Raw genomic sequence first — 20,874 nt, forward strand, 5'->3', positions numbered from 1 at the left:
CTTACAGCTCCGCGTACATCCGGCCGGGGTTGAACAACCCTTGCGGGTCCAGTTGCGCCTTGAGTTGCCGGTGATAGCGCAGCAGCGCCGGGGCCAGGGCCTGGAAAGGCATTTCTGTGACGCCATGGCTGAAACAGGTGGCATGGCCGCCGTGCTGCTGAGCCAGTGATTGAATGTTATCGGCTGCTGATTTCAACCAGCGTTGCGCGCCACCCCAGTCGATCAGTTGCTCGCCGGGCAAGTCCAGTGGCCCGAGGTTATTGGGCAATGACAAGCGCCACAACGGCAGGCCTTCATTGAAAAAGTCTAGTCGTTGTTCGTTCAGGTCGGACCAATAGGCCGAGTCCAACGGTTCGCCACCGAGCCGTTGATGGGCCGCCGCGACCGAGCCTTCGCCGCCTTCCAGGCGCAGGTACAAACGCTGGCCGTCGTGGCTGGCGGCGCTGATGGGCAGCGGTTGCTGGCCCCATTGCGCCAGATTGGCCAAGGCGCGGGCGCAGTCGATGTCCAGGCTGATGCTCAGGCATTGCCGGGGTTTGGGCAGCACTTTGAGCGAGACTTCAGTCAGCACCCCGAGGCAGCCGTAACTGCCGACCATCAGGCGCGACAGGTCATAACCGGCGACGTTTTTCATCACTTCGCCGCCAAAGCGCAGGTGAGTGCCCAGACCGCTGATCACCCGCGTACCGAGGACAAAGTCCCGCACCGAGCCGGCCCACGGGCGCCGTGGCCCGGACAGCCCCGCCGCGATCATCCCGCCGACCGTGGCGCCTTCGCCGAACGACGGCGGCTCGCAGGGCAACATTTGCCCCGCGGCATCCAGCGCGGCAAACAGTTCGCTCAGCGGTGTGCCGGCGCGAACGCTGATCACCAGTTCCGTCGGGTCATAGCTGACGATGCCGCAGTGGGCGCGGGTGTCGAGCACTTCGCCGGCCACTTCACGGCCGAGAAACGCCTTGGTGTTCCCTCCCTGAATGCGCAGCGGCGTGGAATTTTCCCGCGCCTGCCTGACCTGCTCGAGCAGGGTTGCACTGGCATCGAAATCTGCCATCAGAAACGCTCCAGATCAGGGAACGGCAATTGCCCGGCGTGGATGTGCATCGCACCGAACTCCGCGCAGCGGTGCAGGGTCGGGATGTTCTTGCCGGGGTTGAGCAAACCCTGCGGATCGAACGCGGCTTTCACGGCGTGAAACAGCGTTAGCTCGTCACTGTTGAACTGCGCGCACATCTGATTGATTTTCTCCCGGCCCACGCCGTGTTCACCGGTGATGCTGCCGCCGACTTTCACGCACAGTTCGAGGATCTTGCCGCCGAGGGCTTCGGCCCGTTCCAGTTCGCCGGGCTGGTTGGCGTCGAACAGGATCAGCGGGTGCATGTTGCCGTCGCCGGCGTGGAACACGTTGGCCACCCGCAAGCCATATTCTTGCGCCAGGTTGGCGATGCCCTTGAGTACGCCGGGCAGTTCGCGGCGGGGTATGGTGCCGTCCATGCAGTAGTAATCCGGCGAGAGGCGGCCGATGGCCGGGAAGGCGTTTTTGCGCCCGGCCCAGAACCGCACGCGCTCGGCCTCGTCCCGGGCCTGGCGCACCTCGCTGGCGCCGGCCTGTTGCAACACCTCGCGGACTCGCTCGCAATCGTCATGGACATCGGCTTCGACGCCGTCCAGTTCGCACAGCAGGATCGCTTCGGCATCCACTGGGTAACCGGCGTGGATGAAGTCTTCAGCGGCGCGGATCGCCAGGTTGTCCATCATCTCCAGGCCACCGGGAATGATCCCGGCGGCGATGATCTCGGCCACCGCGAGACCGGCCTTTTCCACGGAATCGAAACTGGCCAGCAGGACTTTGGCGACCTGGGGTTTGGGCAGCAGTTTGACCGTGACTTCGGTGATGATCCCCAGCAAGCCTTCGGAGCCGGTAAACAGCGCCAGCAGGTCAAACCCCGGCGCGTCCAGCGAGTCGGCGCCGAGGGTCAGGTGTTCGCCTTCAAGGGTCAGGATTTCGAGTTTCAGCAGGTTGTGCACGGTCAGGCCGTACTTGAGGCAATGCACGCCACCGGCGTTTTCCGCGACGTTGCCGCCGATGGAACAGGCGATTTGCGAGGAAGGGTCCGGCGCGTAATACAAACCGAAGGGCGCCGCTGCCTGGGAAATCGCCAGGTTGCGCACCCCTGGCTGGACCCGTGCGGTGCGGGCGGCGGGGTCGATGTGCAAGATGTTGTTGAATCGCACCATCACCAGCAACACGCCTTTGTCCAGCGGCAGCGCACCGCCGGACAACCCGGTGCCGGCTCCGCGCGCCACCACCGGCACGTTCCGGGCATGACAGAGCTTGAGCAGTGCCTGCACCTGTTCAAGATGCCGGGGCAGGGCCACCAGCATCGGCGTGGTGCGATAGGCCGAGAGACCGTCGCATTCGTAGGGCTTGAGTTCTTCCTCGCGCCAGAGGATGTCCAGGTCCGGCACCTCCTGTTGCAAGGCCTTGAGCAACACGGCCTTGTCGATATTGGGCAGGGCGCCGTCGATGCGTTCGTCGTAAAGAATGTTCATCAATCGCGCCTCGTATGAATCGCCGAGCATCCCCCCCGAATTATCTGCCAACTCGTAGCAGCTGCTATGAGGCGGTGGGGGTCATGTGATGCGCCCGCAAAAACTCCCGGTACAAGCGTGCTGTTTTGGTCGGCTGCTCAACCATCGGCATGTGGCCGACACCGTCCCAGATTTCCACCCGCAGATCGGCGATGCCCTTGCTCCAGACGGGCACGCTGCTGACGTCGATCAAGCGGTCCTTGCGCCCCCACAGCAGCAGCGCCGGGCATTTGATATCGGGCAGTTTTGGCTCCATCGGCGGGCTGGCCCGGAAGTCCCTGAAGATTTCTTCCAGTTCGTCGCGCTGCTGTTCATAGCGCTGGGCGACGGCGTCCAGCACGATCCCCGGTACCCATGGCGGAGAAGCCATGGTCATGGCGTAGAAATGCTGAAACTCTTCGCGGGAATGAATCAGGAACGGGTTATGGCCGCGAGCCAGGTGGCGCTCCATGTCGCTGGGTTCCGGGGCAGTGACGCCAGCCGGGTCGAGCAGCGCCAGGGAGACGATACGCTCGGGGTAATTGGCCGCCAGCCATGCCGCGATGTAGCCGCCCATGGAGTTGCCGATCACATGCACCTTCTCGACCCCGCAGACATCGAGCAACTGGATCAACCGCTTGGCCTGGACCGGAATGTCGTAGCCACCGCCGGCCTTGAAACCAGTTTCGCCATGGCCGGCGAGGTCGGGGATGATCACCCGGTAGTCGTTGACAAAATGCCGGGCGAAGCGCAGCCAGATATTCTTGTCGGCGCTGTAGCCGTGCAGCATCAGTATGTTGCTGGAGGCTTCGTAGGGGCCGCCTTGCCAGGTCGAGACGGTCATTTCGGTGATCGGCACGATAAGCTTGTGCAACCGATACAGCCGGGCCTCCAGCGCCATGTTCAAGTCATAGAGCCAGTAACCGATGGCCGGGTAGCTCAACCAGCTCCAGGCCGCGAAAACGGCGATAACGACAACCAACAAAAGCATCAGGCTATTCCTTTTGCAGTGATCAGGACGGAAGGTGGTTGGCGGAGCCTCTGCAGCGGCCTCCTGTTTATCGTGGTTTATCGATCCCTTACTTCATGTATAGACAAACATTGGGCACTCGCCTCATCGCGATGCCACACTATTGGAGCTACCAGCTGTCAGACCGTCATCCGGTGATGGCTATTCGCCGTTCCCCTGATAGACTTCAATCACTTTCACCCATGTGATGTCAGGCTCGGTTCAGTAGTACAGAGGCCTCTATGGAAAAAAAGGGAGGAAAGGGACTTTCATTGGCCAGGAGGCTTTATGGGTCGCGCATCCTGGGTCTGGCCCTTGGACTATTGTGTGTCGGTGCAGGGATGTATCCACTCGACCCCGCGCCCTGGGTCTGGGTGGTGATGCTGTTCAACGGCGTCATCTGGCCGCATGTGGCCTATCAATGGGCGCGTCGGGCGAAAATTCCTTATCACGCCGAACACCGCAACATTCTGGTGGACGCGTTTCTCGGCGGTTTCTGGGTGGCCGCCATGCAGTTCAATCCGCTGCCCAGCGCAGCTACGCTGTCGATGATGGCGATGCACAACGTGGCCATCGGTGGCGTGCGTTTTCTGTTGGCGGGCGCCGTCGCGCAGATCCTCGGGATCGGCCTCGGGCTGCTGGTGTTCATGCCGGCTTTTGTCCCGCAAACCAGTCCATTTCAGCTATACGCCTGTTTACCTTTACTGTCGATTTATCCGATGTCCCTGGGCTGGGTCTGTTTCCGTCAGGCCCACACTCTGGGCCGACACAAGCGCGAGTTGCTGGCCCTGAGCCGCACCGACAGCCTGACTGGCTTGCTGAATCACGGCGCCTGGAAAGACCAGCTGGAAATCGAGTTTCAGCGTTGCCGGCGCCAGCAGAAGGGTGGGGCGATTGCGTTGATCGACATCGACCATTTCAAGACCATCAACGACACCTACGGCCATGTCGCCGGGGACATCGTCTTGCGTCAGCTGAGCAAAATTCTCAAGCAGAACCTGCGGGCAGCCGATGTCGCCGGGCGCTATGGTGGCGACGAATTCTGCGTGCTGCTGCCGGACCTGCCGCTGGAGCGTGCCGCCGTGGCGATGGATGCGCTGCGTGCTCGTTTCGCCACGTTGGGTTACGAGCAGAACCCGGCGCTGAAGGTCAGCTTGAGCATCGGCCTGGCGGCCTTCAACCCGGCCCACGACGAAGCGACCCTGTGGCTCAACGACGCCGACCAGGCGCTCTACGAAGCCAAGAGCACCGGCCGTAACCGCGTCATTTGCCATGGCGACGGCAAGCCGCGTAAAGAGTTGCTGGATTCTGTGTAACCCAATAACCACACAAGCCCGCTCCCACAGGGAATGTGTGGTCATGCAGGTTTGTATGTGTCGCATCCGGTGTAGAGCCTTGCGTCGTAGTCAGGTAGGGTCTAAAGACCCCCGACACGAAACAAGGATCGATTCATGACGTTCAAGCTCCCGCGTTCCTTCCTGGCCACCAGTCTTGGCCTGACCCTCGCCCTCGGCACCTTCACCCCCGCAGCCTTCGCCGAACCCCACAAACAAGTCCTCGCCGATGCTGAACAGTACAAGGCTGAAGCCCTGAAACTGCTGGAACGGCTGGTGAACATCGACTCCGGCTCCGGCTATGAACCGGGCCTGACCCAGGTGAGCGACATCGCCATCGAAGAGTTGAAAAAACTGGGTGCCACCATCGAACTGGTGCCCAACACCCCGGACGAGAGCAACCATGTGCTGGCTACCCTCAAAGGCACCGGCAAGGCGAAGATCCTGCTGATGGCGCACATGGACACTGTGTTCAAGGAAGGCTCCGCCGCCGAGCGTCCGTTCCACATCAAGGACGGCCGCGCCTATGGGCCGGGCGTGATGGACGACAAGGGCGGCATCGTCGCCGGGATCTACGCGCTGAAAATCCTCAAGAACCTCGACTTCAAGGACTACGCGCAGATCACCTTCCTGCTCGATGCCAGTGAAGAAACCGGCTCGGACGTCGCCACCGACCTGATCAAGAAAACCGCCAAGGCCCACGATGTGACCCTCAACCTCGAACCGGGCCGCCCGGCCGATGGCCTGGTGGTCTGGCGCAAAGGCAGCGCCACTGCCGTGGTCGAGGTCAAAGGCAAGGCTGCGCATGCGGGCGTTGCCCCGGAATTGGGGCGTAACGCTGCCATGGAAGCCGCGCACCAGATTTTGCAACTCGGCAAACTGGGCGATGAAGAGAAGAAAACCACCATCAACTTCACCGTGCTCAAGGCCGGCGACCGCACCAACGTGATTCCGGATCAGGCTACGGCCAAGGCTGATGTGCGGGCGGCGGTGCCGGAGGAATTCGACCGGATCGAAAAGGACCTGGCGCGGGTGTCGAAGGACAAACTGATTGCTGATACGCAAGTCACCACCAGCCTCAAGCGCGGCTTGCCACCGATGCCGCAAACGGCGGAATCGGATCGCTTGATGGCCATGGCCCAAGGGATTTACGGCGAAATTGGCCGCAAGTTGACGGAAGAAGGCAGCGGCGGGGCGGCAGATGCGAGTTTGTCCGCGGGTGTTGGTACGCCGACGCTGGACGGGTTCGGGATTGTCGGCGGCAATATCCATACGCCTGAGGAGTACGCCGAGGTCGAAAGCGTGGCGCCGCGGATTTATTTGCTGTCGCGGATGATTATGGAATTGGCCAAGCGGTAATCAGCCAGATCGTCAGGCCCCTGTGGTGAGCATTGCCCAATGCGGAACCCGCTCCCACAGGGATTTTCAGTGTTTGGGCTTACTGCGTATTGCCTACTCGATCGGTGTATCGATAAACACCTCAAGCCCTTCGGCATACGCCGTGAACGCGTTGATCAGTGGAAACTGCGCAGCATCCACCTGATCCGGCACCACCAGGTTGGTAAAACTCCAGGCCACCGCCAGGCTAATCCCATCCTGAGCAATCGAGCCATCGGTCTTCAGCGGCTGCTTTTCCAGCTCCCGCTCCAGCGCCGAATACGCTGCCGCCAATTGTCCTTCGACCCGTTTCACCCAAGGCGCGTACTGAATCTCCGCTGGCCGCAGGTTGCGTTCGTAGTAAAGCTGTACCGACTTCTCGCACGCCGCCAATGCCAGGCCGATCAGCCGCAGCGAGCGCAAGCGTTGAGCCGGATTGTCGGATATCAGGCTTTTACCCGGAGCGGCCAGGGCTTCGAGGTAATCGATGATCAGCGTTGAATCCATCAACACCTCACCGTCATCCAGCACCAGCGTCGGCGCCTTCACCACCGGGTTGATCTGCTGGAACTGCTCGAAGTGCCTGAACACCGAAACCGACGCGTGTTCCAGCGGGATGCCCAAGCATTTGGCGGAAATGGCGACGCGCCGCACGTAGGGCGAATCCAGCATGCCGATCAGTTTCATTGAGTTTCTCCTTACAGACGGTCCTTGGGGATGGACAACCTTAGCCGAGGTTCAGCGACGTGCAAACGATTTCGCGCTGATCCTCAGGCCTATTGTTCATCCTCGAAGGCTAATCCTCAAAGCCTGCCTGCTCATGAATCTCATCGACCTTCAATTCCAGTCGATAAGCCACGGCGATGAACAGCGCCTGGCACAGGCACAAGGTGGCACTCAATGAACGGAAGGCAAACGAGCTGCCCTCGTTGACCAGCAGCACGGTGTTGGCGCGCTTGGCCAATGGCGAGAGGTTGCTGTCGGTGATGATCAGGGTTTTCGCCTGATGGTGCTGGGCGATGCGCAGGCAGTGCTGGGTTTCCTTGCCATAGGGCGTGAAGCTGATGGCGATCACCAGGTCGTTGGCGCGCACGCTGCGCATCTGCTCGCGGTAACTGCCGCCAAGGCCCGACACCAGGTGGATGCGCTTGTTGGTGTGTTGCAAGTTGTAGACCAGGTAATCGGCCACCGCGAACGAGCGGCGCACCCCGACCACGTAGATGTTGTCGGCATTCACCACCAGGTCCACGGCCTTGTCGAAAGCCTGGTCATCGAGTTCCAGCCCCAATCGCTCGATGCCTGACAGGGTGGCGTTGATGCATTCGCGCGCCAGGTCGCCGCCGTTGGCCTTCTGTGACTTGTTGGCGATCATGCTGCGGATGCGTTGCTGGTAGTTCTGCACCGGCGTGGTCTTGTGGGTGTAGGCCTCGCGAAACAGCGCCTGCATTTCACTGAACCCGCTGAAGCCGAAGCGCTGGGAAAAGCGCACGATGGCCGACGGGTGCACTTCGCATTCGCGGGCGATGTCGCTGATGCGGTCGACCATGATCCGGTCGCTCTGCTGGCTCATGTAACTGGCGATGCGTTTGAGCTGGCGCGGTAGACTTTCGTACTCCTCGGTGATCAGCTGCAACAGACGCTCGGCATTGATCGGAGGGCTGGCGAGATCGCTGTCGGGCGAGCTCTCGGTCGTAGCCGGCTGATCGGTGCGGGACATAAGAAATCCTTCTGGCTTGTTCTTATAGGGATGACGGTTCTCGTCATCCCCTGACAATAGGTTGGCTATGCGCAGTCTACAGGGTAGGCCGGAATAAAATCTTGAGCTTGCAATCGGCCTGGGGCCTGCTGAAACGATGCACGGTGTCTGGAACGCTTGTATCAAAGTTTATTGGAAAAAATATTCCACGTAAAAAATATATAGAATAAATATTGATTGTTCGGCCCCGGTCGTTTTAGTCTGCATCCACCAAGAGTGTTCGGCGCCTTCATCGCCCCGGACGCAGGCTGATAAAAATAACAGGAGCCAGCATGGGCCAGACTCGTTTTGCCAGTGGGCGTCAATTGGATCTGATTTGCCTCGGACGCCTTGGCGTCGATCTTTATGCGCAACAAGTCGGGGCGCGGCTGGAGGATGTGAGCAGCTTCGCCAAGTACCTGGGCGGTTCGTCCGCCAACATTGCCTTCGGCACCGCGCGACTGGGGCTGAAGTCGGCGATGTTGAGCCGGGTAGGGGACGACCACATGGGCCGTTTCCTCGTTGAATCCCTGGTCCGTGAAGGCTGCGACGTCAGCGGCATCAAGGTCGATCCGGAACGCCTGACCGCCATGGTCCTGCTGGGCCTCAAGGATCGCGAAACCTTTCCCCTGGTGTTCTACCGCGAAAACTGCGCCGACATGGCGTTGCGCGCCGAAGACATCAGCGAAGCCTTTATCGCTTCCAGCAAAGCCCTGCTGATCACCGGCACCCATTTCTCCACCGACGGTGTCTACAAGGCGAGCATTCAGGCGCTGGACTACGCCGAAAAGCACAACGTCAGGCGGGTCCTGGACATCGACTACCGCCCGGTGCTCTGGGGCCTGGCCGGCAAGGCGGACGGCGAAACCCGTTTCGTCGCCGACCAGAACGTCAGCCAGCACGTGCAGAAAATCCTCCCGCGTTTCGACCTGATCGTCGGTACTGAAGAAGAATTCCTGATCGCCGGCGGCTCCGAGGATCTGCTCACCGCGCTGCGCAATGTCCGGCGCCTGAGCGCGGCAACCCTGGTGGTCAAGCTCGGCCCGCAAGGTTGCACGGTGATTCACGGGGCGATCCCGGCGCGTCTCGAAGACGGCGCGATCTATCCCGGTGTGCGCGTCGAAGTGCTGAATGTGCTGGGGGCCGGCGATGCCTTCATGTCGGGTTTCCTCAGTGGCTGGCTGGAGGACGCCAGCGACGAGCGCTGCTGCCAGTTGGCCAATGCCTGCGGCGGTCTGGTGGTGTCGCGCCATGCCTGCGCCCCGGCGATGCCGACCCGCGCCGAACTCGATTACCTGTTCAACAGCCCGGTGCCGATCACCCGGCCGGATCAGGACGTGACATTGCAGCGTCTGCATCAGGTCAGCGTGCCGCGCAAACAGTGGAAGCAACTGTTCATCTTTGCCTTCGATCATCGCGGGCAACTGGTGGAGCTGGCCCACAAGGGCGGGCGCGACCTGAGCGCCATCTGCGAACTCAAACAACTCTTTATCAAAGCCGTGGAACGGGTCGAGGCGGATTTGCGTGAGCAGGGCGTCGACGCCGATGTCGGCTTGCTGGCCGATCAACGTTTCGGTCAGGACTCGCTGAACGCCGCCACCGGTCGTGGCTGGTGGGTGGCGCGGCCAGTGGAAGTGCAGGGTTCGCGGCCATTGGCGTTCGAACACGGGCGCTCGATCGGCAGCAACCTGATCGCCTGGCCGCAAGAACAGATCATCAAATGCCTGGTGCAATTCCATCCCGACGACGAGCCTCTGCTGCGTCTGGAGCAGGAGGCGCAGATCAAGGGCCTGTACCAGGCCTCGCAGGTCAGCGGGCATGAATTGCTGCTGGAGATCATTCCGCCCAAGGATCACCCATCACCGCATCCAGACGTGCTCTATCGCGCTCTCAAACGCCTCTACAACCTGGGCATCTACCCGGCGTGGTGGAAGATCGAAGCGCAAAGCGCCGAGGAGTGGAAACAACTCGACGAGCTGATCCAGGAACGCGACCCGTATTGCCGTGGCGTGGTGCTGCTGGGCCTGAATGCCCCGGCGGCGACCTTGGCCGAAGGGTTCCAACAGGCCAGCCAGAGCCAGACCTGCCGTGGTTTCGCCGTGGGTCGGACGATCTTCCAGGAACCGAGCCGCGCGTGGCTGGCCGGTGAAATCGACGACGAGGCACTGATTCGCCAGGTGCAGGGCACCTTCGTCGAACTGATCGATGCCTGGCGCACGGCCCGCGCTTGACGTCACACCGCGAAGGCGGCCTCAGACTCAACGGTAATTTAGAAAACAATAAAAGGTGCAGCCATGCCCGCTATCCGAATTGGCATCAACCCGATCTCCTGGAGCAACGACGACCTGCCGTCCCTCGGTGGCGAGACGCCGTTGAGCACCGCCCTCAGTGAAGGCAAGGACATCGGCTACGAAGGCTTCGAACTCAACGGCAAGTTCCCCAAGGACGCCAAGGGCGTCGGCGATGTGCTGCGGCCTTACGACCTGGCGCTGGTGTCCGGTTGGTATTCCAGCCGTCTGGCCCGCCGTTCCGTGGCCGAGGAAATCGACGCCATCGGCAGCCATGTCGAGCTGCTGGCGAAGAACGGCGCCAAGGTGCTGGTCTATGGCGAAGTCGCCGACTCCATTCAAGGCCAGCGCATTCCACTGGTCGAGCGCCCACGTTTCCACACCGAGCAGGCCTGGCAAGAATATGCCGACAAACTCACCGAACTGGCGCGCTTCACCCTGTCCCAGGGCGTGCGTCTGGCCTATCACCATCACATGGGGGCCTACGTCGAATCCCCGGCCGACATCGACAAACTGATGGCGTTGACCGGCAGCGAAGTCGGACTGCTGTTCGATTCGGGCCACTGCTACATGGGCGGCGGCGAGCCGTTGCAGGTGCTACGCAAACACATCGAACGGGTTTGCCACGTGCATTTCAAGGACGTGCGCAAACCGGTGGTGCAACTGGCGCGCAACAACCTGTGGAGCTTCCCGGACTGCATCATCAACGGCACCTTCACCGTGCCCGGCGATGGCGACATCGACTTCGGCGCCTTGCTCGACGTGCTGCTGGGCGCCGACTACCACGGCTGGCTGGTGGTGGAAGCCGAGCAGGATCCGGCGGTGGCACCAAGTTACGTCTACGCGAAAAAAGGCTACGACACCTTGCGTGCCTTGCTCGACGAGAGGACCGCGCGATGAGCCTGCTGGTCAAAAGCAATGCCCGTGGCCGGACCATGGTCGAGTTGGGGCAGGGAGAGCTGGAATACGTCGGTTTTGCCGCTTACCGCCTGAGTCTTGGCGAAACCCTACCGGTCAGCGCGGGCGACAAGGAATTGTGCCTGGTGCTGCTCAGCGGTCGGGTCGGCATCAAGGGTGAAGCACCGGGGCAGGGCGCGTTCGACTGGGACAACATCGGCGATCGTCAGTCGGTGTTCGAAGACAAATCACCGTTCGCCGTGTATTTGCCACCCGGCAGCCAGGCCCAAGTGGTGGCGTTGAGCGACGTGCAAATCGCCGTGTGCGCGGCGCCCGGTTCCACCGCCGAAAACCTCGGCCCACGACTGATCAAGCCCGACAGCATGAAACGCAGCGTGCGCGGCAAGGGCGCCAACACCCGTTATGTCTGCGACATTTTGCCGGACACCGAGCCCGCCCATTCGCTGCTGGTGGTGGAAGTGCGTACGCCGTCCGGTCACTCGTCGAGCTACCCGCCGCATAAGCACGACACCGACGATCTGCCGCACCAGAGCTTTCTCGAAGAAACCTATTACCACCAGATCAACCCGCCCCAGGGCTTCGTGTTCCAGCGGGTCTACACCGACGATCGCAGTATCGATCAGGCCATGGCGGTGGAAAACAGCGACCTGGTGGTGGTGCCCAAGGGTTATCACCCGGTCAGCGTGCCCTACGGCTATGAGTCGTATTACCTGAACGTGATGGCCGGCCCGAAACGCGTCTGGCAGTTCCATAACGATCCGCAGCACAGCTGGCTACTGGATCTCTAAATTCCAACATTCAAAGGGAGAACAAGAACAATGAGCGACGCCCCGGTCATAGGTCATTACATCGACGGTCAGGTGCAGGACAGCGGTAGCGAGCGGTTCAGCAATGTCTTCAATCCGGCCACCGGCAGCGTTCAGGCGCGGGTCGGGCTGGCCAGCCAGAAGACCGTGGACGAGGCCGTCGCTTCGGCCATGAAGGCGTTCCCGGCCTGGTCCGAGCAATCGTCCCTGCGCCGTTCGCGGGTGATGTTCAAGTTCAAGGAATTGCTCGACCGCCATCACAACGAACTGGCCGAAATCATCAGCCGCGAACACGGCAAGGTGTTCTCCGACGCCAAGGGCGAAGTGACCCGTGGCATCGAAATCGTCGAATACGCCTGCGGTGCGCCGAACCTGCTGAAAACCGATTTCAGCGACAACATCGGCGGTGGCATCGACAACTGGAACCTGCGCCAGCCATTGGGCGTCTGCGCCGGCGTTACGCCGTTCAACTTCCCGGTGATGGTGCCGCTTTGGATGATCCCGTTGGCGCTGGTCACCGGCAACTGCTTCATCCTTAAACCGTCTGAACGTGATCCATCCGCCAGTTTGTTGATGGCTCGCTTGCTCACCGAAGCCGGGTTGCCGGACGGTGTGTTCAACGTGGTCCAGGGCGACAAGGCGGCGGTCGATGCCTTGCTGCAACACCCGGACATCGAGGCGATTTCCTTTGTCGGCTCGACGCCGATTGCCGAGTACATCCACCAGCAAGCCACCTCGCGCGGCAAGCGTGTACAAGCGCTGGGCGGGGCGAAGAACCACATGATCGTCATGCCCGATGCCGATCTGGACCAGGCGGCGGACGCGCTGATCGGCGCGGCGTACGGCTCGGCCGGTGAGCGTTGCATGGCGATTTCGATTGCCGTGGCCGTGGGTGATGTCGGTGACCAGTTGATTGCCAAACTGCTGCCGCGCATCGATCAACTGAAGGTCGGCAACGGTATGCAGGGCGACAGCGACATGGGGCCGCTAGTGACCGCCGAACACAAGGCCAAGGTCGAGGGTTTTATCGGCGAAGGCGTGGCCCAGGGCGCGCAGCTGATTGTCGATGGGCGCAACTTCAAGGTGCCGGGCGCCGAGAAAGGCTTCTTCGTCGGCGCCACGCTGTTCGACAAGGTCACGACCGAGATGAGCATCTACCAGCAAGAGATCTTTGGACCGGTGCTGGGCATTGTGCGCGTGCCGGACTTCGCCAGCGCCGTGGCGCTGATCAACGCCCATGAATTCGGCAACGGCGTGTCCTGTTTCACCAGCGACGGCGGCATTGCCCGCTCGTTTGCCCGCAGCATCAAGGTCGGCATGGTCGGCATCAACGTACCGATTCCGGTGCCCATGGCCTGGCACTCGTTCGGCGGCTGGAAGCGCTCGCTGTTCGGTGATCACCACGCTTATGGCGAAGAAGGCATTCGCTTCTACAGCCGCTACAAAAGCGTGATGCAGCGTTGGCCCGACAGCATCGCCAAGGGCCCTGAATTCAGCATGCCGACAGCCAAATAATTCACGTGTGCGGAGAACAACAAAAAATGAGCAAACCCCTGCGTTTCGCCTTGAACCGTATGGTCGCCCCACGTTTGTCCCTGCCGGCGTTCATCGAGTTGGCGGTGACCCTCAAGGCCGACGCCATCGAGATTCGCAACGACCTCAAAGGCGTCGAGATCGAGGATGGCACCGCACCCGAACACGTCCGTGAGCTGTGCGCGGCCAAAGGCATCACTGTGCTGTCGATCAACGCGCTGTATCCGTTCGATGTCTGGAATGACGAGCGCCGCGCACACGCCCTGAAGCTTGCCGCTTATGCCCGTGACTGTGGCGCACGGGGCTTGGTGATGTGCCCATTGAACGACCGCGCCGATCCACGAACCGAAGCGCAGCGTGCGTCCGGCCTGCGCACGGCGTTGAGTGAACTGGCACCGATCCTGCGCGATCACGGCATTCTCGGCTTCATCGAACCGCTGGGTTTCGAAGAATGCTCGCTGCGGCGCAAACGCACGGCAGTCGATGCGATCAAGGCCATCGGAGGGCTGGATGTGTTTCGTCTGGTGCATGACACCTTCCACCATCACCTGGCCAGCGAGCATGAATTCTTCCCTGAACTGACCGGGTTGGTGCACATCTCCGGCGTCGAAGATGCCGAGGCGCCACTGGCGACCATTCGTGACGGCCATCGGGTGCTGGTGGGCGAGGGCGACATCCTCGGCAATGCGGCGCAGATCGACACCTTGCTCAGTAGCGGCTATAGCGGCTACCTGTCGTTCGAACCGTTTGCCGACAGCGTCCATGACCTGGCGGATATCCAGACGGCGATCGGCGCGAGTATGGATCACCTGCAGAAATCCCTGAGCTGACATCGGATTTGCATACGGAAAAGGTGCAAGCATGACCACAACAAGACTGACCATGGCCCAGGCCCTGGTGAAATTCCTCGATAACCAGTACATCGAGGTCGATGGGGTCCAGAGCAAATTCGTCGCCGGGATCTTTACCATTTTTGGCCACGGCAATGTGCTGGGTCTGGGGCAAGCCCTGGAACAGGACAGCGGCGACCTGATCGTCCATCAGGGCCGCAACGAGCAAGGCATGGCCCACGCGGCCATTGGTTTTGCCAAGCAACACCTGCGGCGCAAGATCTACGCCTGCTCTTCATCGGTGGGCCCGGGCGCGGCGAACATGCTGACTGCTGCCGCGACGGCCACCGCCAACCGTATTCCCTTGCTGCTGTTGCCCGGCGACGTCTACGCCTGCCGCCAACCAGACCCGGTGTTGCAACAGATCGAGCAGTTCCACGACCTGAGCATCAGCACCAACGATGCGTTCAAGGCCGTGAGCAAATACTGGGACCGGATCAACCGTCCCGAGCAACTGATGACTGCGGCGATCCACGCCATGCGCGTGCTCACCGACCCCGCCGAAACCGGCGCCGTGACCCTGGCCTTGCCGCAAGATGTGCAGGCCGAGGCGTACGACTATCCCGATTACTTCCTGCAAAAACGCGTGCATCGCATCGAGCGCCGTCCGGCCACCGAAGCGATGCTTGGCGATGCCGTGGCGTTGTTCAACGGCAAGCGCAAACCGCTGATCATCTGCGGCGGTGGGGTCAAGTATTCCGGTGCCAATGCAGCGTTGCAGGCCTTTGCCGAGCGCTTCGATATTCCTTTCGCCGAAACCCAGGCCGGCAAGAGCGCGGTGGTGTCGAGCCATCCGCTGAACGTCGGCGGGATCGGCGAAACCGGTTGCCTGGCGGCGAACCTGTTGGCCAGGGACGCAGATTTGATCATCGGCATCGGCACCCGCTACAGCGATTTCACCACCGCGTCGAAATCCTTGTTCAAACACCCGGACGTGCAATTTCTCAACCTCAACATCAGCCCTTGCGACGCCCTGAAACTCGATGGCGTGCAACTGCTGGCGGACGCCAGAACCGGCTTGAACGCCTTGGCCGCTGTGTTGGGCGACTATCGCTCCGGCTGGGGCGATCAACCCCGACAGGCCCGGGCGCAGCTGGACGAGGAAGTCGACCGCATCTATCAGGTCGAGTACCAGACGCAAAACTTCGTGCCGGAAATCAACGACCACCTGGACCCGGCGGTGCTGCGCGAATTCATCGAGCTGACCGGTTCCTGCCTGACCCAGAGCCGGGTGCTCGGTGTGCTCAATGAAACCCTGGCCGATGACGCGGTGATCGTCGCCGCCGCCGGCAGCCTGCCCGGCGACTTGCAGCGCAGTTGGCGCAGCAAGGGTGTGAACACCTACCACGTCGAGTACGGTTATTCGTGCATGGGTTACGAGGTGAACGCGGCACTGGGGGTGAAGCTCGCCGAGCCTGAGCGCGAGGTCTATGCGCTGGTGGGCGACGGCTCCTACATGATGCTGCACTCGGAGCTGGCAACCTCGATCCAGGAGCGCCGCAAGATCAACGTGGTGTTGCTGGACAACATGACCTTCGGCTGCATCAACAACCTGCAAATGGAACACGGCATGGACAGCTTCGGCACCGAGTTCCGTTTCCGCAATCCTGAAACCGGCAAGCTCGATGGCGGTTTCGTGCCGGTGGATTTCGCCATGAGCGCGGCGGCTTACGGCTGCAAGACCTACAAGGTGAACACGGTTGAAGATCTGCGAGCCGCGTTGGCGGATGCGCGGTTGCAGACGGTGTCGACGCTGATCGACATCAAGGTCCTGCCCAAAACCATGATTCACAAATACCTGTCGTGGTGGCGGGTCGGCGTGGCGCAAGTCTCCACCAGCGCGCGCACTGACGCAGTGGCCAAGACCCTCAACGAACGATTGGCCAAGGCCCGTCAATACTGATTGCCCTGAAACGAACAACAGGAGTGTTTATATGTCTTCGCTTTCCAATTCGTTGCGTATCGGCGTCATCGGCACCGGGGCCATCGGCCAGGACCATATCCGTCGTTGCAGCCAGACCTTGCTCAACAGTCAGGTTGTCGCGGTCACCGACATCAATTTGCAGCAAGCGGCCAAGGTCGTCTCCGATCTGAAGCTGACCGCCGAGGTCTATCCCGATGGCCACGCGTTGATCAAGGCACCGGACGTCGACGCAATCCTCGTCACCTCCTGGGGCCCGAGCCACGAAGAGTTCGTGCTGGCGGCCATTGCGGCGGGCAAACCGGTGTTCTGCGAGAAACCGCTGGCGGTCACCGCCGAAGGCTGCCGCAAGATCGTCGAGGCCGAAGTGGCCCACGGCAAGCGACTGGTGCAGGTTGGTTTCATGCGCCCGTACGATGAAGGTTATCGGGCATTGAAATCGGTGATCGACAGTGGCCAGATCGGCGAGCCGCTGATGCTGCACTGCGCACACCGCAATCCGACCGTAGGTGAAAACTACAAGACCGACATGGCGATCACCGACACGCTGATCCATGAGCTGGACGTGTTGCGCTGGTTGCTCGACGACGATTATGTGTCGGTGCAAGTGGTGTTCCCGCGCAAGACCAGTAAGGCCCACGCCCATTTGAAAGACCCGCAGATCGTGTTGCTGGAAACCGCCAAGGGCACGCGCATCGACGTGGAAGTGTTCGTCAACTGTCAGTACGGCTACGACATCCAGTGCGAAGTGGTAGGGGAAACGGGCATCGCCAAACTGCCGGAGCCGTCGCAGGTTCAACTGCGCAGCGGAGCGAAACTGTCCAATGCGATTCTGATGGACTGGAAGGATCGGTTCATCGCCGCGTACGACGTCGAGTTGCAGGCGTTCATCGATGGCGTGCGCGCCGGGCAGGTCGGTGGGCCATCGGCGTGGGACGGTTTCGCCGCCGCCGTCGCTGCGGATGCTTGCATCGAGGCGCAGAACAGCGGCCAGATCGTCAAAGTCGCACTCCCTGATCGCCCACGCTTCTACGGTTAACCACTGACCCCTGTAGGAGCGAGGCTTGCCCGCGAAGACGTCGACACATTCAACATTGATGTCGGCTGAAGGTCCGTCTTCGCGGGCAAGCCTCGCTCTTACAGGGGATGGTGTCGATTTCTGGTTAAGGAGAACAAAAAAACATGCGCATCGCACTAGACCCCTACATGTACCGCAACCTGTCCCTGGGCAAGATGGTCGACAAGGTCGCCGAGCTCGGTTACGAACACATCGAGCTGTCGCCCCGAGAAGATTTCCTGCCGTTCTATAAAGCCCCGCGAGTCGACAAGGCGCGGATCAAGGAATTTCGCAAAGCCCTGAGCGACACCGGGGTCAAACTCTCTTCTTTATTACCCATGTACCACTGGGCCGCCGCCGATGAAGGTTTGCGCGTGGCCGCCGTGCGCAACTGGAAGCGGGCGATCCAGATTGCCGTGGAGATGGACTGCGAACTGGTCAACACCGAGTTCACCGGCCAGTCGGACAACCCGTTGGTCTGCGAGAACCAGTTCATGCGTTCCATGGACGAACTGATCCCCGAGTTCGAACGCGAAGGCATCAAGCTCGATATCCAGGCCCATCCTTATGATTTCTGCGAGCGCAACAACGAGTCGGTGGACATCATTCGCGGTCTGGACCGCGACTGGATCAACTACCTCTACGCCGCGCCGCACACGTTTTTCTATGACGATGGCGTGGGTGACATCGCCTCGATGCTCAAGTACGCCGGCTCGAAGCTGAGTCACTTGATCATCGCCGACACCTACAACCACAAGGCTTCTTCGGGCTTGCGCTATATCGTCAACCCGCCGGGCGTCACCGCCACAGTGCACCAGCACCTGGACATCGGCCAGGGCGAGGTCGACTGGGAAGCGTTTTTCGGCACCTTGCGCGAGATCAAGTTCGATGGCATCGCCACCGTCTCGGTATTCGCCTGGGAAGACCGGCCGGACGAGTCCAACCGAATGATGCTCGAACGCGTGACCCGCGAACTCTGCCAATAACCGCGGCATACACAAGCCCGCTCCCACAGGGGCCGCGTTCTATAAGGAGAATACTTTCATGCGTATCGGACTTGTCGGTTACGGCCATGGCGGCCGGTTTTTCCATGCGCCGCTGATCAGCAGTTTGCCGGCGGCGACGTTTGTGGGCGTGGTCACCCGTTCCGCCGAGCGCCGACAACTGCTGGCCACGGAACATCCCGGTGTGCCGGCCTTCGACAGCATTGGCCAACTGGTCGAAGCCGGGATTGATGTGCTGGTGGTATCCACGCCGCTCAAAGGTCGTCCGGCGTTGGTGCTCGACGCCATCGAACACGGGGTGGCGGTGGTCAGCGACAAGCCGTTCGCCGCCGATACGCAACAGGCGCAAACCCTGATCACCATGGCCGAGCGTCAGGGCGTGCATTTGAGCGTCTACCAGAACCGGCGCTGGGATTCGGATTTCCTCACCGTACGCAAACTCATCGGGTCTGGTGCCCTGGGCCAGGTCACCCGTTTCGAGTCGCGGATCGAACGCTACTCGCCACAGTCGGTGAACAACGGCAGCGGCGGTGGTTTCCTGCGTGATCTGGGCAGCCATCTGGTGGATCAGGCGTTGCTGTTGTTCGGCCCCGTCACCCGGGTTTACGCCGAACTGGATTACCTCGAAAAAGGCCAGACCTTCGACAACGGCTTCTTTATGTCCCTGACCCATGCCAGTGGCGTGATCTCGCACCTGAGTGGCAGTTGCCTGCAAAACACCCCGGGCCCGCGTTTTCGCGTGACCGGCACCCAGGGCTGCTACAGCGTCGACGGTCTGGACGGGCAAGAGGCGTCGGCCCTGGCCGGGCTCACGCCCAAATCCGAGGGCGAGCGCTGGGGCGTCGAAGAGCATCGTCGCTGGGGCTGGTTCGAGCAGGGCGAGGTGCGCGAGCGGGTGCCGTCCGAGCGAGGCTGCTGGAACCAGTTCTATTTGCAGCTACAAACCGCGTTACAGAGCGGTGGCCCACTGCCGGTCGAGGCCCGTGATGCACTGGCGACCACCCGCGTGCTAGACGCTGCGCGGCTCAGTTTCGAGCGCCATCAAGTGGTGGCGTTGAGCGCATTTGAAAGCCATGGAACAAAATCAGAATAAAATTCTAAAATGAGTTGATATAGAAATTATTTTCCAATAAAGTCGTTTCCAGGTTGCCGACTATCAACGTCCGATCACGCTCAAGCAGGCTTTGAACGAGTGAAGGACGCACCAAAAACAAGAAACAAAGCCAGGTACCGTCGATGAAAACCTTCAACTCTGCTCTGCATGCTTTACGTTCCGCGCTGCACCTCTCTCGCGACCTGCCTCGCGTCTCGTTTCATTCCGTCTCTCGCTTGCTTTGCGTCGAACGCAAGGGCGCCCTGGTCTGCTGCATTCCGGGAGCGCCGATAGTCCGCTTGCCCGCTTACTGAAATCGTCACGCCTTATCCATAAAACCAACAAGAATGTGGAGAAAGACCTTTCATGAAGACCAAGATCCGTTTCGCCTCGCTCGCCTTGTCCCTGATGCTCGCCAGCGGTGCCGCACTCGCGGACATGAAGATCGGCGTCAGCATGGCCCAGTTCGATGACACCTGGCTGACCTACCTGCGCGAATCCATGGACACCAAAGCCAAGTCCTATCCCGATGGCGTCAAGCTGCAGTTCGAAGATGCGCGCAGCGACGTGGTCAGGCAGTTGAGCCAGGTAGAAAGCTTCATCAGCCAGAAGGTCGACGCCATTGTGGTCAACCCGGTGGATACCGCCGCCACCAAGAAAATTACCGAAGCGGCGGTCAAGGCCGGCATTCCGCTGGTGTACGTCAATCGTCGTCCCGACGACCTGAACCTGCCCAAAGGCGTGGTCACTGTCGCCTCCAACGATCTGGAGGCCGGTCAGATGCAGATGCAGTACCTGGCGGAAAAAATGGGCGGCAAGGGCGACATCGTGATTCTGCTCGGTGATTTGGCCAACAACTCCACCACCAACCGTACCAAGGGCGTAAAAGAGGTGCTGGCCAAGTACCCGAACATCAAGATCGAGCAAGAGCAGAGCGGCATCTGGTCGCGGGACAAGGGCATGACCCTGGTCAACGACTGGCTGACCCAGGGCCGCAAGTTCGACGCGGTCGTCTCCAACAACGACGAGATGGCGATTGGCGCGGCAATGGCCCTGCAACAGGCGGGTGTCGCCAAAGGCAGTGTGCTGATCGCCGGTGTTGATGGTACGCCCGACGGTTTGAACGCGGTGAAGAAGGGCTCTCTGCTGGTTTCGGTGTTCCAGGACGCCAAGGGGCAGGCTGATGGTTCGGTCGACACGGCGGTGAAAATGGCCAGGAACGAACCGGTGGAGCAGGCCGTGTGGGTGCCGTATCGCTTGATCACTTTGCAAAACGTTGACCAGTTCAAATAGTCCGTCCGTTCGATAACAACAATAAGCACGCAAGGTTGCGACGCGACC

The 20,874-nt window shown here is 61.0% G+C and carries 17 protein-coding genes; 12 read left to right on the forward strand and 5 right to left on the reverse strand.

The window, feature by feature from the left end; all coding sequences use genetic code 11:
- Position 1: 1 nt before the first annotated feature.
- From glcE to FFH90_RS11850, 3 genes are all read right to left on the reverse strand, one after another.
- Positions 2-1,051, reverse strand: coding sequence for a glycolate oxidase subunit GlcE (gene glcE / locus FFH90_RS11840; RefSeq protein ID WP_138867222.1), 1,050 nt, complete (start codon positions 1,049-1,051; stop codon positions 2-4).
- Positions 1,051-2,550 (reverse strand): glycolate oxidase subunit GlcD, encoded by a 1,500-nt coding sequence (glcD, locus tag FFH90_RS11845; protein ID WP_138867223.1) that lies wholly within the window; start codon positions 2,548-2,550, stop codon positions 1,051-1,053. Before glcD ends, glcE begins: the two co-directional genes overlap by 1 nt.
- 64 nt (positions 2,551-2,614) lie before the next feature.
- On the reverse strand, positions 2,615-3,559 hold the full coding sequence (locus FFH90_RS11850) for an alpha/beta fold hydrolase (protein ID WP_111453820.1): 945 nt from the start codon (positions 3,557-3,559) through the stop codon (positions 2,615-2,617).
- Positions 3,560-3,819: 260 nt separating this feature from the next.
- Between FFH90_RS11850 and FFH90_RS11855 the strand changes: the two genes are divergently transcribed.
- Entirely contained in the window at positions 3,820-4,893 is a 1,074-nt protein-coding gene (locus FFH90_RS11855) for a diguanylate cyclase (protein ID WP_138867224.1), read from the forward strand.
- Between the two features lie 135 nt (positions 4,894-5,028).
- On the forward strand, positions 5,029-6,270 hold the full coding sequence (locus tag FFH90_RS11860) for a M20/M25/M40 family metallo-hydrolase (protein ID WP_138867225.1): 1,242 nt from the start codon (positions 5,029-5,031) through the stop codon (positions 6,268-6,270).
- A gap of 93 nt (positions 6,271-6,363) precedes the next feature.
- Here the strand turns inward: FFH90_RS11860 and FFH90_RS11865 are convergent, their stop codons facing one another.
- Together FFH90_RS11865 and FFH90_RS11870 are read right to left on the reverse strand one after the other, a co-directional pair.
- Complete coding sequence (locus tag FFH90_RS11865) at positions 6,364-6,975, reverse strand: glutathione S-transferase (RefSeq protein ID WP_018928035.1); 612 nt, start codon at positions 6,973-6,975, stop codon at positions 6,364-6,366.
- A 109-nt stretch (positions 6,976-7,084) separates the two neighbouring features.
- Complete coding sequence (locus FFH90_RS11870; RefSeq protein ID WP_138867226.1) at positions 7,085-8,005, reverse strand: MurR/RpiR family transcriptional regulator; 921 nt, start codon at positions 8,003-8,005, stop codon at positions 7,085-7,087.
- 311 nt (positions 8,006-8,316) lie between these two features.
- Between FFH90_RS11870 and iolC the strand changes: the two genes are divergently transcribed.
- The 10 genes from iolC to FFH90_RS11920 all read left to right on the forward strand — a co-directional run bounded on the left by iolC (position 8,317) and on the right by FFH90_RS11920 (position 20,826).
- Positions 8,317-10,254, forward strand: a complete 1,938-nt coding sequence (gene iolC / locus FFH90_RS11875; RefSeq protein WP_138867227.1) for a 5-dehydro-2-deoxygluconokinase — start codon at positions 8,317-8,319, stop codon at positions 10,252-10,254.
- Between the two features lie 63 nt (positions 10,255-10,317).
- Positions 10,318-11,211, forward strand: coding sequence for a myo-inosose-2 dehydratase (iolE, locus tag FFH90_RS11880; protein WP_019649283.1), 894 nt, complete (start codon positions 10,318-10,320; stop codon positions 11,209-11,211).
- A complete protein-coding gene (gene iolB / locus FFH90_RS11885) occupies positions 11,208-12,017 on the forward strand; it encodes a 5-deoxy-glucuronate isomerase (protein WP_138867228.1) in 810 nt (269 codons plus the stop codon). Before iolE ends, iolB begins: the two co-directional genes overlap by 4 nt.
- A 30-nt stretch (positions 12,018-12,047) precedes the next feature.
- Positions 12,048-13,550: a CoA-acylating methylmalonate-semialdehyde dehydrogenase gene (locus tag FFH90_RS11890; protein ID WP_064617027.1), complete on the forward strand. Its 1,503-nt coding sequence runs from the start codon at positions 12,048-12,050 to the stop codon at positions 13,548-13,550.
- Between the two features lie 26 nt (positions 13,551-13,576).
- Positions 13,577-14,398 carry a TIM barrel protein gene (locus FFH90_RS11895; protein ID WP_086945492.1) on the forward strand — a complete coding sequence of 274 codons (822 nt, stop codon included), beginning with the start codon at positions 13,577-13,579 and terminating at the stop codon, positions 14,396-14,398.
- Positions 14,399-14,429: 31 nt separating this feature from the next.
- Positions 14,430-16,361, forward strand: a complete 1,932-nt coding sequence (gene iolD / locus FFH90_RS11900; protein WP_138867229.1) for a 3D-(3,5/4)-trihydroxycyclohexane-1,2-dione acylhydrolase (decyclizing) — start codon at positions 14,430-14,432, stop codon at positions 16,359-16,361.
- A gap of 31 nt (positions 16,362-16,392) precedes the next feature.
- Positions 16,393-17,418, forward strand: a complete 1,026-nt coding sequence (locus FFH90_RS11905) for a Gfo/Idh/MocA family protein (RefSeq protein WP_018928028.1) — start codon at positions 16,393-16,395, stop codon at positions 17,416-17,418.
- A 143-nt stretch (positions 17,419-17,561) separates the two neighbouring features.
- Entirely contained in the window at positions 17,562-18,422 is an 861-nt protein-coding gene (locus FFH90_RS11910) for a sugar phosphate isomerase/epimerase family protein (RefSeq protein WP_007939382.1), read from the forward strand.
- 58 nt (positions 18,423-18,480) lie between these two features.
- A complete protein-coding gene (locus FFH90_RS11915) occupies positions 18,481-19,533 on the forward strand; it encodes a Gfo/Idh/MocA family oxidoreductase (RefSeq protein ID WP_138867230.1) in 1,053 nt (350 codons plus the stop codon).
- A gap of 366 nt (positions 19,534-19,899) precedes the next feature.
- The gene (locus FFH90_RS11920) at positions 19,900-20,826 is read left to right on the forward strand and encodes a sugar ABC transporter substrate-binding protein (protein ID WP_064617031.1); all 927 of its coding nucleotides are present in this window, start codon (positions 19,900-19,902) and stop codon (positions 20,824-20,826) included.
- Positions 20,827-20,874 lie beyond the last annotated feature (48 nt).

The sequence above is a fragment of the Pseudomonas sp. ATCC 43928 genome, from assembly GCF_005938665.2.
Lineage (GTDB): Bacteria > Pseudomonadota > Gammaproteobacteria > Pseudomonadales > Pseudomonadaceae > Aquipseudomonas.